General features: G+C 42.0%; 14 protein-coding genes and 2 other annotated features. Of the genes, 2 read left to right on the forward strand and 12 right to left on the reverse strand.

Annotated elements, in window-relative coordinates; translation table 11 throughout:
• Positions 1 to 14: 14 nt before the first annotated feature.
• Entirely contained in the window at positions 15 to 1,049 is a 1,035-nt protein-coding gene (pheS, locus tag EP737_RS09750) for a phenylalanine--tRNA ligase subunit alpha (protein WP_129727781.1), read from the reverse strand.
• A gap of 65 nt (positions 1,050 to 1,114) precedes the next feature.
• Positions 1,115 to 1,344 (reverse strand) — a binding site (T-box leader).
• A gap of 60 nt (positions 1,345 to 1,404) precedes the next feature.
• Positions 1,405 to 2,166, reverse strand: a complete 762-nt coding sequence (locus EP737_RS09755; RefSeq protein ID WP_129727782.1) for a TrmH family RNA methyltransferase — start codon at positions 2,164 to 2,166, stop codon at positions 1,405 to 1,407.
• 110 nt (positions 2,167 to 2,276) lie between these two features.
• Between EP737_RS09755 and sspI the strand changes: the two genes are divergently transcribed.
• Entirely contained in the window at positions 2,277 to 2,495 is a 219-nt protein-coding gene (gene sspI / locus EP737_RS09760) for a small acid-soluble spore protein SspI (RefSeq protein ID WP_129727783.1), read from the forward strand.
• A 153-nt stretch (positions 2,496 to 2,648) separates the two neighbouring features.
• Here sspI and EP737_RS09765 read toward each other — a convergent pair whose 3' ends face one another.
• Positions 2,649 to 3,827, reverse strand: coding sequence for an amidase (locus tag EP737_RS09765; RefSeq protein ID WP_129727784.1), 1,179 nt, complete (start codon positions 3,825 to 3,827; stop codon positions 2,649 to 2,651).
• A 554-nt stretch (positions 3,828 to 4,381) separates the two neighbouring features.
• Between EP737_RS09765 and dctA the strand changes: the two genes are divergently transcribed.
• Positions 4,382 to 5,716, forward strand: a complete 1,335-nt coding sequence (dctA, locus tag EP737_RS09770; RefSeq protein WP_129727785.1) for a C4-dicarboxylate transporter DctA — start codon at positions 4,382 to 4,384, stop codon at positions 5,714 to 5,716.
• Between the two features lie 112 nt (positions 5,717 to 5,828).
• Here dctA and EP737_RS09775 read toward each other — a convergent pair whose 3' ends face one another.
• The 9 genes from EP737_RS09775 to thrS form a co-directional block, all read right to left on the reverse strand.
• Entirely contained in the window at positions 5,829 to 7,661 is a 1,833-nt protein-coding gene (locus tag EP737_RS09775; protein ID WP_129727786.1) for a DHA2 family efflux MFS transporter permease subunit, read from the reverse strand.
• A gap of 12 nt (positions 7,662 to 7,673) precedes the next feature.
• Complete coding sequence (locus EP737_RS09780) at positions 7,674 to 8,327, reverse strand: HlyD family secretion protein (protein WP_129727787.1); 654 nt, start codon at positions 8,325 to 8,327, stop codon at positions 7,674 to 7,676.
• A 409-nt stretch (positions 8,328 to 8,736) separates the two neighbouring features.
• Entirely contained in the window at positions 8,737 to 9,822 is a 1,086-nt protein-coding gene (locus EP737_RS09785) for a M42 family metallopeptidase (RefSeq protein ID WP_129727788.1), read from the reverse strand.
• A gap of 69 nt (positions 9,823 to 9,891) precedes the next feature.
• Complete coding sequence (locus EP737_RS09790; RefSeq protein WP_129727789.1) at positions 9,892 to 10,383, reverse strand: dUTP diphosphatase; 492 nt, start codon at positions 10,381 to 10,383, stop codon at positions 9,892 to 9,894.
• A 184-nt stretch (positions 10,384 to 10,567) separates the two neighbouring features.
• The gene (locus EP737_RS09795; RefSeq protein ID WP_129727790.1) at positions 10,568 to 11,182 is read right to left on the reverse strand and encodes an acetate uptake transporter; all 615 of its coding nucleotides are present in this window, start codon (positions 11,180 to 11,182) and stop codon (positions 10,568 to 10,570) included.
• Between the two features lie 370 nt (positions 11,183 to 11,552).
• Complete coding sequence (rplT, locus tag EP737_RS09800) at positions 11,553 to 11,912, reverse strand: 50S ribosomal protein L20 (RefSeq protein WP_129727791.1); 360 nt, start codon at positions 11,910 to 11,912, stop codon at positions 11,553 to 11,555.
• 41 nt (positions 11,913 to 11,953) lie between these two features.
• Entirely contained in the window at positions 11,954 to 12,151 is a 198-nt protein-coding gene (gene rpmI / locus EP737_RS09805; RefSeq protein WP_129727792.1) for a 50S ribosomal protein L35, read from the reverse strand.
• Positions 12,152 to 12,168: 17 nt separating this feature from the next.
• Positions 12,169 to 12,675, reverse strand: a complete 507-nt coding sequence (gene infC / locus EP737_RS09810) for a translation initiation factor IF-3 (RefSeq protein ID WP_129727882.1) — start codon at positions 12,673 to 12,675, stop codon at positions 12,169 to 12,171.
• A 65-nt stretch (positions 12,676 to 12,740) separates the two neighbouring features.
• Positions 12,741 to 12,877 (reverse strand) — a sequence feature (ribosomal protein L20 leader region).
• Between the two features lie 372 nt (positions 12,878 to 13,249).
• Complete coding sequence (thrS, locus tag EP737_RS09815) at positions 13,250 to 15,181, reverse strand: threonine--tRNA ligase (RefSeq protein ID WP_129727793.1); 1,932 nt, start codon at positions 15,179 to 15,181, stop codon at positions 13,250 to 13,252.
• Positions 15,182 to 15,199 lie beyond the last annotated feature (18 nt).

The following is a 15,199-nucleotide window of genomic DNA, read 5'->3' on the forward strand; positions in this document are numbered from 1 at the left end:
TATGCCCTCCCCTTTTACGCTCGTTTAAATTGCTGTAAGAATCGTACATCGTTTGTATAGAAATGGCGGATGTCATCTACGCCATATTTCAACATTGCAATACGCTCAGGTCCCATACCGAAAGCAAAGCCCTGATATTCCTTCGGGTCGTAGCCAGCCATGCGAAGCACATTTGGATGAACCATACCCGCACCCAAAATTTCAATCCAGCCTGTTCCTTTACAAGTTCCGCAGCCCTTACCACCGCACATCATACAGGAAATATCCATCTCAACAGATGGCTCTGTGAACGGGAAGAAGCTTGGGCGCAGACGGATTTCGCGCTCTTCACCAAATAATTTCTTCGCAAATGCTTGCAGCGTGCCTTTTAAATCGCTCATGCGAATATTTTTATCGATTACAAGACCCTCAATTTGCATGAACTGATGGGAGTGTGTCGCATCGTCATCATCACGTCGGTATACTTTACCTGGGCAAATGATTTTGATTGGACCTTTTTCTTCATTTTTCTCCATTGTTCTTGCCTGCACCGGAGATGTATGCGTACGAAGAAGAATTTCATCTGTAATATAGAAAGAATCCTGCATATCACGAGCTGGGTGGCCCTTTGGCAAGTTCAATGCTTCAAAGTTGTAGTAATCGCGCTCCACTTCTGGGCCTTCTGCAATTTCGTAGCCCATACCAATAAATAAGTCTTCAATTTCTTCGATAACAGCTGTAAGCGGATGGTGAGAGCCAACACTCACAGGACGACCTGGCAATGTTACATCAATTGTTTCAGATTCTAATTGCTTCGCGATTGCCGCCTGCTCAAGCTGCGCCACTTTTTCATCTAGACGAGTTTGGATCGCTTCGCGCACATCATTCACAAGTGCTCCCATACGAGGACGCTCCTCTGCGGACAATTTGCCCATACCGCGCAAAACCTCCGTAATCGGTCCTTTCTTTCCTAAATACGCCACGCGCACATCATTTAACTCTTTCAGTTCAGATGCCGCTTCAATTTTCTCAAGCGCTTCTTGCTGCAGCTCTTTCAAACGTGCTTCCATGAAAAAAACCTCCTATATATATTAATGAAGTGAAAATTTTACAAATAAAAAAAGCCTCATCCCTATGAAGGGACGAGACTTAGTCTCGCGGTACCACCCTAATTGGCAGAAATATATCTGCCCGCTTCATTTCGGTAACGGCATTATGCCGGAACGCCTTTACATGATATCCATGGTCCCAGCGCCAACTCCAGAGGTGAATTCACAAATCCCTACCATAAAAATGCTTCCAGTCTTAGGCATTTTCTCCCTGTATGGCGCTCTATTTGCTACTCTTCTCTATCATCATTTTTTGTGATATGTATTTTTAGCTTTATAACAATTTATTCAAGACTTAATTATAAGTGTCTTTTTTCTAATTATCAACCTTGCTTTGTAAATAATAGGCCAAAATGCCTGTCGCAACAGATACATTTAACGACTCTGCCTGCCCATAAATGGGAATGTACAAATTCTGATCGCACTTCTCTAACAATTCCGGACGTACACCGCTTCCCTCATTCCCGACGATGAGCGCGAATCTTCCAGGAGCTTTGACCTCCGTATAAGGCACCGCATGCTGCAAAGCTGTTCCATAGATTGGAATGCTAAGCTGCTGCAGCTTATCCATCCATTCTCCCAGACTTCCTTTTATAATCGGTAAATGAAACACAGATCCCTGTGTTGAGCGAAGCACCTTGCTGTTATATACATCAACGCAGCCTTCTCCGAGAATCACGGCAGTAATGCCCGCCGCGTCAGCTGTACGAATGATCGTCCCTAAATTTCCAGGATCTTGAATCCCATCAAGCAGTAGAAACTTCCCATTTTCAAGCTGAACGTTACTTTCTATTTTCTCACATACCGCAAATACGCCCTGCGGCGTCTCTGTTTCGCTGATCGCCTTACTAATAGCCTCTGTTACAACAAATACATCTGTGTTGTCCACGCTCCAATTTGCCGGCAAATCTGCCTGCTCACTTAGAATAATCTGCTGCACGACATTGGCTTTCAGCGCTTCTTCCACAAGGTGAAAACCTTCTACAATAAACGTCCCTGTTTTATCACGCTCTTTTTTTGTTTGCAGCTTCTTCCACTGCTTAATGCGCGGATTTTGTAATGAATCAATTCTATTCATGGATGATATCCCTCACTTCCCTATACATTATAAACCATTTTGCATATTTCTAATAAAACAACAAACAATAATTACAGTGGTTTTTATATTACATAAAAGAGGTGTGCTGAATGAATTTTAATCTACGCGGTGCAGTACTTGCAAACATTTCCGGGAACTCTCAAGCGCAGTTGGAAGACACGATTGTTGATGCTATTCAAAGCGGTGAAGAAAAAATGCTGCCTGGTCTTGGTGTGTTATTTGAGGTCATTTGGAATCATGCAAGCGAGCAAGAGAAGCATCAAATGCTATCTACATTAGAGACTGGTGTAAAGAACGATAATCAGTAAAAGAGGTTATATGAAAAAACGGGTGATGTAGAGATAACTTTACACCACCCGTTTTTTCCATATAACCATACCCGAAACTCCGCAAGAAGAAGAGTAGCTTTAAAACGCTTGCCTTATGATAAACTGATAACAAACGGCCAACAGTTAATTTCTTTAAAACTGCTTTTTAGCTAAAAACTCACTCGTCCAACGCAATAACTTCAGGTCTTGGTGACGGTTAGCAATGAACGATAACCCTATCGGGAGCCCGTTCACTTTTGTTAATGGAAGCGTGATCTGCGGTAACCCAGCTAAACCTGTGATACAAGACAGCTGCATTGTTTTCGCTCGATATTGCTCCGCTTTTTCTCCTTGCAACTTGAGCAATGGCGCTGCTCCAGGAGCAGTTGGAATGACTAATAACCCTGCTTCTCCTAAAAGATTTGACATCGATCGGCGAATCTTTTCTCTTAATTCATATTGAGGAAGACTCTCACTCTTTTTCAATGTACTTGTCCACTGAAATCTTTCAGCAATCCCAGGTCCAAAGTTCGGATTTTCCCTGCGGATCCATTCGCCGTGTTCACTCCAAATCTCTAGTCCTTGAAGAATACGAAACGTATTCGACCACTCTGCTAGCCCCTCTTCAGAAATTTTTATCCACTCACTATGATTCATTATTTCTTTTAATGGGGGCTGAAAAGCTAACAGTGCCTCTTTGTCGTTTGTATTCAACGCTCCCCATGCCTCTTCCGCCCAAAAGATGTTATGAAATTGCCCTTCCGCACTTTGACCATCTATCAGGATATAGGCGATCTCAAGTAGTAATTCAGGATTCTTGGCCATCCAGCCAACTGTATCAAAGCTTTTGGCTAATGGAATCACCCCGTCAACCAAAACAGCACCGTGTGTAGGTCGGAAACCATAGATCCCACAGTAGGAGGAGGGAATCCGAACAGATCCTCCGGTATCAGTCCCTAACGCGAAGTCTACTAATCCGGCAGCTACCGCAACTGCTGATCCACTGGAGGATCCCCCTGGAATTCGATCAACAGCCTTTGGATTTACGGGTGTACCGTAATGAAAATTTTCACCGTTCAAACTATACATCAATTCATCTGTTTGTACGGTGCCCTTTAATTTCGCCCCATGTTTCAGAAGGCGCTCAATAGCGGGTGCATGTTGAGCTGCGGGCATATGTGTACGGAGCCAATCCGGATTTCCGGCTCCATTCGTATAGCCTTGAATCGCAAACACATCCTTCACTGCAAACGTTAAACCATTTAACCGCCCTGCCCCTGTTGCTTCAATATTTATATCTTCATCTACAAATGCATTCCACTGATCATTCATCGTGGATCCCTCCAATCTAATGCCATTTTTTAGTCATTTCAAATGAGACCTTTTCTACAATGAATTGTCACATCGATTTACATAGTGAGTAATCTACAATGATTGTAAAATAACCACTAGGTAAAAACACTCATAAAAATGTAAAACATTTAGTTGTTTTATTGTTTATATTAACTAAATCAACAAAGAAGAAAAACATGAAGTGAATTATTAGACTTTCCTGTTTTCTAAGGAACCACCTTAATGGAGGGAAAACAAAGGATTGAACGTAAGGTGAATACAGTAAACATGATGGATGCACTGGAACAGCGGTGCCTGTAATATCCCCATTCAGCAACAAACGGTATGTTACATTAAATAACACCAATTCAAACTTCTAATAATATTATTATACATAATAACCAACTGTTTTTTTGAGTTTTAGTTAAAACATCCAATGCAAAAACCGATCGGCTAGGTTAATATATACATATTACATAACGTGTTACTTTTTATAACATCAAGTATCTTGGAAATCTCATTAAGAATTATGCAAACATGAAAGGAGAAAATGTATGAAGCAGAAAAAAGTAAAGCCCCCCTTTTACAAAGGACTGTTTTTTCAGATTATACTATCAATTCTTGCAGGTATCTTAGTCGGTTATTTATTCCCCAAACTTGGATTAGCATTAAAACCGCTTGGCGATGGCTTTGTTAAATTAATTAAAATGATTATTGCACCTCTTGTTTTCGGTGTTGTTGTTGTGGGGATTGCAAAGGTTGGCAACATTAAAACCGTTGGTAGAATAGGCGGGAAAACACTCCTTTATTTCGAAATCATTACTACACTTGCATTAATTATCGGTATGGTTGTAGCGAATGTAACCAACCCCGGCAAGGGCATGAATATCGACCCTTCTACTCTCACAACAACAGAAATAGAAGCAAAAACCCAAGGTGCAGAACTCCCGAGTGAAGCCGAGTTTTTACTTAATATTATTCCAGATAGTGCCGTTGGAGCATTTATAAATAACTCTATGCTGCAGGTTCTGCTAATTTCTTGCTTGTTCGGCTTTGCGCTTGTACATGTAGGTGGCCATACATCGGAGACTATCCTCGACCTTTTAGAGAAGGTTAATAAGGTCTTGTTTAAAATCATGGATTATATTATGAAACTAACGGCAATTGCTACATTCGGCGCAATGGCGTTCGCTGTTAGTCAGTATGGAATGGACACACTTGTATCGTTTGGTAAACTTTTTATAGCTATGACTATTGCATGCCTGGCATTTCTTCTTGTATTGGCTATCATCACGCGGGTCTTCCTCGGTCTTAGTCTCTGGAAATTAGTTCTCTATATCCGGGAAGAGATTATGCTTGCGTTTGCAACAGGATCATCGGAAGCAGTCATGCCCCAGCTGATGGACAAGTTCGAGCATGCTGGTTGTAGCCGCGCTGTTGTCGGTCTAGTGGTTCCAACTGGATATTCATTCAACCTGGATGGGGCTTCTCTTTATTTATCACTTGCGTTGGTCTTTCTTGCACAAGCGACTGGTATTGATTTAAGCCTTGTTGACCAAATCATGATTTTAGGAGTTCTCTTATTAACCTCAAAAGGGATGGCAGGTATTCCAGGTTCAGCTTTTGTTGCACTGTCAGCAACCGCAGCAGCAACCGGCTCCATTCCTATAGCAGCAATTGCTCTCATGCTTGCTCCAGATCGTTTTATGGGCAATTACCGCACAACTGTGAACATTATCGGTTATGCTGTTGCCACGTTCATCATTGCACGATGGGAAAGATTACTGGATATTAACCGAGCGAAAGACACTCTTGATGGTCGCATTACCTACCTCCCTAACAACACAGAGGTGAATGCTTCTAATCTAACCGATTCAAATGTATCCTAAGGATCCTTGCGTTAAGCTACCCACTTCTAGCTGAAAATTTATACTTTCCTACAGTGCAAAAAAAAGCGAACCATCCTCAAAGAGTGGTTCGCCTTTTCTTTACTATACCTTCTTATTTCTTAGCTGTCTGCCGCTTACCAGAATGTAAGAAAAATGATAGTACAAGGGCAAGTCCCGATAAAACCGTTGCCACCCAGAACGCATCATTAATTCCATTAATGGTAGATAGCTTCATAACCTGACTATATAGCAGGGTTGTTTCAAGTGCGGATCCCGTCTGCGCTGGAACATGCGCAAGCGCAGCTACACCTTGTCCTGCCTGGGCAAAGCTTGTGCTTAGCACAGGGTTCGTTGCCGTCACCTGATTGGTATAATCAGCCGCATGGAAGGTGGTTTGCCGCGTCATAACTGTAACAAGAATAGCTGTTCCAATTGCACCAGCTACCGACCGCAGCGTATTTTGTGAAGCAGTACCGTGTGAAATTTTATTCATCGGCAGTGCGTTCATCCCAGCAGTCATAATAGGCATCATAATAAACGCCATCCCAAAGGAGCGCAGAATATAGATACTCATAATATGCCCGTATGACGTATCGAGCGAAAGATGTGTATATTCATATGTTCCATACGTCATCAGAATCATACCGAAAATCGCTAACGGTCTTATGCCGTATTTATCAAATAGCTTTCCAGCGAACGGTCCCATAAGTCCCATAATTAATGATCCCGGAAGGAGCAATAATCCGGACTCAATCGGAGTGAAGCCCCGAATGTTTTGCAGATAAACCGGAAGCAACAGCATTCCGCCAAACAAAGCCATTGTAATAATCATATTAATAAACAACGTGAAGGAAAAAGCTGGAATTGAAAAAATTGTTAAATCCAATAACTTTGTCTCGGCCTTCAATTCCCAACGTACAAAGAAGACGAGTCCAATCACCCCGATTATAAACATGATAATAACCTCTGCGCTATCCCAACCCTTATTCCCAGCTTCACTAAAGCCATACAATAATGTACCGAGACCAATGGTTGAGGAAATCGCGCCAACCAAGTCAAACTTTGGTTTTGATAACGGCTGTACCAACGTAAACAACCGAAGAGCAAGTAAAAAGATGACAAGTCCAATCACAAACATACCGTAAAACATAAGATTCCACGTATAGTTTTCGACGAGCCAGCCCGCAATTGTCGGCCCAATCGCCGGAGCTAAAATCATCGCAACACCGAGCAAGCCCATTGCCGCCCCGCGCTTTGCTGGCGGGAAGAGTGTCATGAAGATATTCATCCCAACTGGCATTAAAATACCAGCACCGACAGCCTGAATAACACGCCCTGCCATCATAATAGGAAAGTTCACTGCTATCGCACAAACAATAGAGCCAACCGTAAAGAATATCATCGCAGCTAAAAAGAGCTTTCGATACGTAAAGGTTTGAATTAAATACGCGCTAATCGGAACTAAAATCCCGTTTACAAGCATAAATCCTGTTGACAACCACTGACCGGTTGACGTGGAAATATTAAATTCATTCATTAATGCAGGTAAGGCAACATTAATAACTGTTTGATTTAAAATAGAGATAAACATTCCCAGCACAAGAACGGTTAAAACAGCAGCAATACTAAAAGCTGGTTTTTCCGATTGCGGCTGCTCCGATTGTGGCTGCTGCGCCGCTTGCTCCGGTGTGGGAACTGGAATTTCTTCTTCGACCGCTGTTGCTGCGGCCTGCAAAACTTCCTCTGAAGAGGCACGCCCTTCTTCCTGAGAAGGTTCTGTTGCCTCTGCCCGATACACTGTTTCTTCATCATGTTCGTGTTTTACCGTACCACTGTATTCTTGAACCGCTGACTCCGCATTCTTTCTGCGACGGAGCACTAGGTTCACAGCGGCAAATATAATAACGCAAAACACAGCGTATACAGCAATAATTGTTGAGGACATACAATCTCCTCCTTACTTGTGAATGCGGACTGACACGTTCATCCCAGGCACAATGTTCACAGATTTCGTATGATCTAAAGTAATTTTCACTGGTACGACCTGCGTTACCTTTGTATAATTGGCTGTCGTGTTTCCAGATGGAAGCAAGGAGAATGTATTAGCTGTCGTTAAACCAACTTGGTCCACCACTCCTGTTAAGGTTGTATTTGGATATGCGTCAACATACACATCTACATCCTGTCCTTCTTTCACATCATCAATGTCAGTCTCTTTAATATTTGCTGTTACCCATAAATTGTTCATGTCGTATGCATATGCCAATGGAGAACCTGCAGCGATAAACGTATTTTCTGTTGCGTTAGATTGAACTACTGTGGAACCGACAGGAACTGTAATATCAAGCTGTTGCACACCTGCAGCACTGCTTGCTTGAACAGTACCCACCTTTTCACCGGCACTGTATGCTCTTCCTGTTGTCGCTGTCCATTCAGTAAGCTGTCCAGCTGCAGGAGAAGCAATTGAAATTGCCTTTCCATCAACTTTGGCATTGTCCGTTGTTAAATAATTTTGTGCTTGATTGTAATAATAATAGCCAAGAAAACCTCCTCCTATCAATACAAGCAAAGTGATAATATTGACTGCTACGAGTCGGCGAAACTGATTCATTTATTTTCTTCCCTTCCTTTTTATCGTCTCTTAACTATAATGTGAAAAACAGCCGACCTGGATTCCTATTTTTTATTAAACAAAACAAATTGTTAACAATGTTAATTAAATGGCAAAAGCATACGAATCCACTATGCCAGTCTCATTTTTCCTTTCAGTAAGAGCATACTTTCATATTATAAAGAGTTTTTTCGAAGATAGAAACTAATTTGTTTTAAAAAATCTCACATAAAGTAAAGAAATTTTCGCCGTTTGGAAAATATCCCCTTTAGATGAAGACAGAGGCGCAGCTCTACTGATACTGTATTCCTAAAATTTCCCGCTCCGTCGAATTCGCTTCTAGCTGAAAATTTATACATTCCTATAGTACAAAAAAGCGAAAGGTTATCCCCCTTCGCCTTTTTCCCTCTTAGTCAAAGGTAATACGATGTACAGTCATCCCATCCAATCGTTTAATCACTTCTACAAGTAGCTTTACTGCATTTTCATAGTCATCTCGATGAAGCATTGCAGCATTGGAATGAATATAACGCGTAGCAATTGTAATGGACATAGCAGGTACACCATTAAGCGTCACATGAATAGCACCAGCATCCGTTCCACCGCCCGCCATTGAGTCGTATTGATATGGAATGTTTAATTCATCCGCTACCCCAACAACAAAATCGCGTAGACCCTTATGTGATACGATAGACGCATCATATAAAATAATTTGCGGGCCTTTTCCAAGCTTTCCTTGCGCTTCTTTTTCGGTTACGCCTGGCGTGTCTCCTGCAATGCCAACATCAACCGCAAATGCAATATCTGGATCGACAAGGTGTGCAGATGTTTTTGCACCGCGCAGACCAACCTCTTCCTGTACAGTCGCGACCCCATACACTGTATTCGGATGCGATTGATTCTTGAGCTGCTTTAACACATCGATCGCAATCGCACAGCCAATACGGTTATCCCATGCTTTTGCAAGAAGCATTTTTTCATTTTTCATCACTTGAAATTCAAAATACGGCACAACTTGATCACCTGGACGAACTCCCCACTCTGAAGCTTCATCCTTGCTGGAAGCACCGATATCAATAAACATATCTTTAATTTCCACCGGCTTTTTGCGTGCTTCAACCGGCAAAATATGAGGAGGCTTTGAACCGATAACACCTGTGATATTTCCGCTTCTTGTCACAACCGTTACACGCTGCGCTAACATCACCTGCCCCCACCAGCCGCCAACTGTTTGGAAGCGGAGAAAGCCCTTGTCATCGATTTGTGTTACCATGAAACCAACCTCGTCCAAATGTCCAGCCACCATAATTTTTGGACCACTCGCATCACCTGTTTTTTTGGCAATTAAGCTTCCAAGATTATCTGTCATGATTTCATCCGCATAGGGTGCTATGTATGTTTTCATTACCTCGCGTACTTCACGTTCATTTCCAGCAACGCCATTCGCATCTGTTAATTCCTTAAGCATCTTTAATGTAGGATCTAGATTTTGCATCATCATACCCTCCTTTTTGTCTATCTCTTCCATTATACAGGAGGGTATGATGATGTTCAAAGCATGCCCTTAGTAGCCTTGCGTTTGACGCTGATGATTGACCTCGTTCTTAGCCAGATAGGCCCTCTCAATATCCTCCTGCGAAAAATCAAGCGCTTGTCCAAGTCGCAGATAGCTTGTAAATAATTCAATATAGTTTGTAATAGACGGCTGATCGTGGAAGCGAATCACCCTTGCATATACATCTAAAAAGGTTTGCACAGTTGTCTTATTCGCGTGTGCACACTTATAAAATAAAAAGTTTTTATCCACACCTAAATCGATCCCAACCGATAAAATAAAATGAAACCCGTCTACATATTCCTCTAAAATAACCTCCCGCTCTGAGGACGGCCTTGTACTCCAATATTTAAAGCAGCGCGTTTCGTTAGCCAATTCTCCTATTTCCACAAGCAGTGCAAGTGTTTTTTCCTTTAATAGCTTCTTTGGCTCTAAATTATGTTCCTTCAGGATACGCTCATCTAATTCTTTTTGCAGCTTAAACAAATGTAATAAGTCCACGTTTGTATTCCCCCTAGCTTTCTCAAGCTTCATTATATCAGTGCGCTTTTATTGAGGAAAGACGATTTATTAACAGGTGCTATCTCATATTTTATGTACTAGATGAAAAACAAAAAGGCCAGAGGTAAGATTACCCGGCCTTCAATTAAAGATTCAATTAAAACTATAATAGCTTGCACCTATATTATTTCTTGAATATCCCAAATGGCTTGCCAACTGGAAGAACAACTCGTCCAAAATGTGTGTTCAACACTGCGGCAGCCGAAGCATAAAACGAAAATAGCGCAATGAATAACTCCGCAAATGCCGCAATTTCATGAGTAAATTCAGGAGCAACACCTAACGTACTTAATGACAAACCGATAAATAAGAAATCAATAAGAACAAAAATGATAAATAGTACTTTATGTGTTTCCATTGCTCCAATTGTCATAAAAATGCTAAAAATTAAATAACCAATAAATGCAATGCCCAGTTGCTTTGGGTCAGCAGCTTTCGCCAATGCCTCTCCAAACACTCCTAGATTAATCAGCCACGATGTACCAACACCGAACCAAAACAAAGCAAATGCGCCAAAAGCTGTTGTTCCGAACGTGTTATTGTGCTTTGCATCGTGAATACATGCAAACAATTGAGCAAAGCCACCTAAGAAAATGGCCCATGGCAGAACAAGAGAAACTCCTTCGGTCCAACCGAGCTTTTGTGAAGACGCGACAAGCGTCACCATCGCAAGACCGAATAACCCAAGTGCAGATGGATCTGCCGTTGTAATTTTAACTTGCTGTACTTGACTGTTCATGTGATCCTCCCTTATTTTTTAAAACATACTTGAAAACGATACAAAATTCGACAAGATCTGTCAAGAGCATCAGCAGTATAGCTCTATACGTGTTTTTAGATACAAGACTGCAAATAACACGAAGAAAGACAATTTCCAACACAAGGATACGCTTACATGAATATTTTATCTTTTAATAATTTTATCTACCCTGTAAAGAAAACTCACTGATTGGCGAACCATTCGATAAAGACAAAGGCGTAGTTACACTTATACTGTATTCTTAAAATTTCCAACTACGTCGAATTGGCTTCCAGCTAGAAATTTATACTTTCTTAAAGTGTAAAAAGTAAAAATCCCTTCAGGACGTGTCCTAAAGGGATTCAATAAATTACTTATTTAAGCTGCTTTTCGCAGCTTCCGCTAATTGTGCAAAGCCTTGTGCATCAGTTACAGCAAGGTCAGCAAGCATTTTGCGGTTTACTTCGATGCCAGCTAATTTTAAGCCGTGCATGAATTTGCTGTAGGAAAGACCGTTGATACGAGCAGCCGCATTGATACGAGTAACCCAAAGTTTGCGGAAGTCACGTTTCTTTTGGCGACGGTCGCGGAATGCATACATTAAAGATTTCATAACCTGTTGGTTAGCAACTTTAAATAATGTATGTTTAGAACCGTAGAAACCTTTAGCTAATTTTAAAACTTTTTTACGACGTTTACGAGTAACTGTACCGCCTTTTACTCTTGGCATATTTCTTACCTCCTAAGATATCTATGTTAACCGAAGTCTGATTAAATGTTGTCAAGCATTTGGCGAATACGTTTGAAATCGCCTGCGCTTACTACTCCAGCTTTACGAAGCTTGCGTTTTGCTTTTGTAGATTTGTTAGCGAATAAGTGGCTTGTGTAAGCATGGGAACGCTTAAGCTTACCAGTTCCAGTCTTTTTGAAACGCTTTGCAGCGCCACGGTGAGTTTTTTGTTTAGGCATGTGGGTTTCCTCCTCTATTACTTGCTATCGTTTTTAGGTGCTAAAACTAAGAACATGCTGCGACCGTCCATACGCGGAGCGGATTCCACTGTACTTACCTCTGCACAAGCTTCAGAGAAACGATCTAATACGCGTTGACCGATTTCTTTATGAGTAATCGCGCGTCCTTTAAAGCGAATAGATGCTTTAACCTTATCGCCTTTCTCTAAAAACTTAATGGCATTGCGAAGCTTCGTGTTGAAGTCATGCTCATCAATTGTCGGGCTTAAACGAATTTCTTTAATACTAATAATTTTTTGGTTTTTACGCTGATCTTTCTCTTTCTTTTGCTGCTCAAAGCGGAATTTTCCGTAGTCCATAATGCGGCACACAGGTGGTTTCGCAGTTGGAGCAACCATAACAAGATCGAGATTCACATTGGCAGCGATTTCCATCGCTTCTTGACGGGATTTAATTCCAAGCTGATCGCCAGTCGGTCCAACTAAACGTACCTCACGAGCACGAATTTGCTCATTGATCATCATGTCCTTGCTAATAGTAAGCCACCTCCAAGGTTTTATGAGAATACTTCTGCGGCAGAATGTTTGCGCCCAATAAAAAAGTGCGGGCATATACAATACACCCACACTGTAACTGTTTATATCCGTTACATACAACATATGTTGTAACCTGTTAACTGCCTTCTAGCGTCAATCAGGTGAGAAGCGGGTGCTCCTGCTTGTTCACAAATTAAGTATTCTTTTTCCTCAGAAACTATACCATATTTGGTAATCCTATGTCAAGAAGTCACATGTAAAAGTAACAACAAAAAGTATTGTAGCAGAGAAACGGAAATGATGCAATATTTTTTTAAAGGAGTATGTTTAGAACACAGTCCTTTTGACTAGACTATAGTGTTTCTTTTTACGATGCTAACAAATTAAGGCGGAATAGAGAAAACTCACTGACTGGCGAGGACAGCGGCGTAGTTGCCCTTATACTGTATTCCTAAAACTTCCGACTACGTCGAATTCACTTCTAGCTGGAAATTTATATTTTCCTACAGTGCAAAAAGGTGCCGTTCATGATGCGGCACCTTTTTACAAGAAGCAAGCCTTCTTATCGTTTTCCTTCTTTTCGAATCATATCTACAAACGCTGCAAGCGGCATTGTTTCTGACTTTTGCTCACCGTACTTACGCACATTAACACCAGTTTCCTGTACCTCGTTATCACCAACTACGAGCATGTACGGAATTTTTTGCATTTGTGCCTCGCGGATTTTGTAGCCGATTTTCTCGTCGCGTGTATCCAGCTCAACCCGGATCCCTGCAAGCTGAAGCTCCTCTTGTACCTTCTTCGCATAATCCAGATGTACTTGAGGAGAAACAGGAATCACCTGCACCTGTACCGGTGCAAGCCATGTTGGGAACGCACCTTTGTATTCCTCAATTAAGAACGCAACAAAACGTTCCATTGTAGAAACAACGCCGCGGTGGATGACAACAGGGCGGTGATGCTTGCCATCTTCACCGATATATGTTAAATCAAAGCGCTCTGGAAGCAAGAAATCAAGCTGTACAGTAGACAATGTTTCATCCTTGCCAAGCGCTGTGCGCACCTGCACATCCAGCTTTGGACCGTAGAATGCAGCTTCACCCTCTGCCTCATAGTAGTCGTAGCCCATTTCATCCATAGCTTCCTTCAGCATGCTTTGTGCTTTATTCCACATTTCGTCATCATTGAAATATTTCTCTGTATCTTCTGGGTCACGATACGATAGACGGAAGGAATAGTCTTCTAAACCAAAGTCCTTATACACCTCTAAAATCAAGCGAACAACACGGATAAACTCTTCTTTAATTTGATCTGGACGAACAAAGATATGAGCATCATTCAAAGTCATGCCGCGTACGCGTTGCAAACCTGTTAACGCCCCGGACATCTCATAACGATGCATTGTGCCAAGCTCTGCAATCCGAATCGGCAGCTCGCGGTAGCTATGGATATCATGCTTATATACCATCATATGGTGCGGACAGTTCATCGGACGAAGCACAAGCTGTTCATTGTCCATTTCCATTGGAGGGAACATGCCATCCTGATAGTGATCCCAGTGACCAGATGTTTTGTACAATTCAACGCTTCCCATAACTGGTGTATAAACGTGATCATAACCGAGTGCTACTTCCTTATCGACAATATAACGCTCGATAATGCGGCGGATTGTCGCGCCCTTTGGCAGCCAAAGCGGCAAGCCTTGCCCAACCTTTTGCGAGTTTGTAAATAGCTTTAATTCCTTGCCAAGCTTGCGGTGGTCGCGCTCCTTCGCTTCCTCTAGCAGGCGAAGATGCTCCGTAAGCTCTTCCTTCTTTGCAAACGCAGTACCATAGATGCGCTGAAGCATTTTGTTTTTGCTATCACCGCGCCAGTAAGCACCCGCCACGCTTAATAGCTTAAATGCTTTGATTTTTCCTGTAGACGGAAGATGGATGCCGCGGCATAGGTCAAAAAATTCACCTTGCTCATAAATAGACAATGTTTGATCCGCAGGAATGTCATTAATCAGTTCTAACTTTAGATAATCACCAATTTCTTCATAACGGCGCAGCGCCTCCTCACGGCTCACCTCTTGGCGCACAATCTCAATATTTTCCTTTACGATGCGCTCCATTTCCTTCTCAATCTTCGGGAGATCTTCTGCTGTAATTGGCTCTTCTAAATCGATATCGTAGTAAAAACCATTTTCAATAACTGGTCCGATGCCAAGCTTCACATCTTTATACAAACGCTTTAATGCCTGTGCAAGCAAATGGGCTGTAGAGTGACGCAAAATCTCTGCGCCTTCCTTAGTATCCAATGTAACAATGGCGATGCTGCCATCCTCTTGAATAGGTGTCTTCAAGTCAAGCAATGTATCATTCAACTTTCCTGCCACAGCCTTTTTCTTTAAGCCAGGGCTAATGGAAGCAGCGATGTCTTCTGTTGTTGTCCCGTGCGGAAACTCCTTTACAGCTCCATCTGGGAATGTAATTTTAATACTTTCTGCCATGTCATTCAGCTCCTTCAT

The sequence above is a fragment of the Ectobacillus funiculus genome, from assembly GCF_004138295.1.
In the GTDB taxonomy this organism is placed as follows: Bacteria; Bacillota; Bacilli; order Bacillales; family Bacillaceae_G; genus Ectobacillus; species Ectobacillus funiculus.

What these genes read in the sequence shown, in the direction of transcription:
- pheS (WP_129727781.1), bottom strand. Translation starts at nt 1,049, where the DNA reads ATGGAAGCACGTTTGAAAGAGCTGCAGCAAGAAGCGCTTGAGAAAATT.
- EP737_RS09755 (WP_129727782.1), bottom strand. Translation starts at nt 2,166, where the DNA reads ATGAATAGAATTGATTCATTACAAAATCCGCGCATTAAGCAGTGGAAG.
- sspI (WP_129727783.1), top strand. Translation starts at nt 2,277, where the DNA reads ATGAATTTTAATCTACGCGGTGCAGTACTTGCAAACATTTCCGGGAAC.
- EP737_RS09765 (WP_129727784.1), bottom strand. Translation starts at nt 3,827, where the DNA reads ATGAATGATCAGTGGAATGCATTTGTAGATGAAGATATAAATATTGAA.
- dctA (WP_129727785.1), top strand. Translation starts at nt 4,382, where the DNA reads ATGAAGCAGAAAAAAGTAAAGCCCCCCTTTTACAAAGGACTGTTTTTT.
- EP737_RS09775 (WP_129727786.1), bottom strand. Translation starts at nt 7,661, where the DNA reads ATGTCCTCAACAATTATTGCTGTATACGCTGTGTTTTGCGTTATTATA.
- EP737_RS09780 (WP_129727787.1), bottom strand. Translation starts at nt 8,327, where the DNA reads ATGAATCAGTTTCGCCGACTCGTAGCAGTCAATATTATCACTTTGCTT.
- EP737_RS09785 (WP_129727788.1), bottom strand. Translation starts at nt 9,822, where the DNA reads ATGCAAAATCTAGATCCTACATTAAAGATGCTTAAGGAATTAACAGAT.
- EP737_RS09795 (WP_129727790.1), bottom strand. Translation starts at nt 11,182, where the DNA reads ATGAACAGTCAAGTACAGCAAGTTAAAATTACAACGGCAGATCCATCT.
- rplT (WP_129727791.1), bottom strand. Translation starts at nt 11,912, where the DNA reads ATGCCAAGAGTAAAAGGCGGTACAGTTACTCGTAAACGTCGTAAAAAA.
- rpmI (WP_129727792.1), bottom strand. Translation starts at nt 12,151, where the DNA reads ATGCCTAAACAAAAAACTCACCGTGGCGCTGCAAAGCGTTTCAAAAAG.
- infC (WP_129727882.1), bottom strand. Translation starts at nt 12,675, where the DNA reads ATGATGATCAATGAGCAAATTCGTGCTCGTGAGGTACGTTTAGTTGGA.
- thrS (WP_129727793.1), bottom strand. Translation starts at nt 15,181, where the DNA reads ATGGCAGAAAGTATTAAAATTACATTCCCAGATGGAGCTGTAAAGGAG.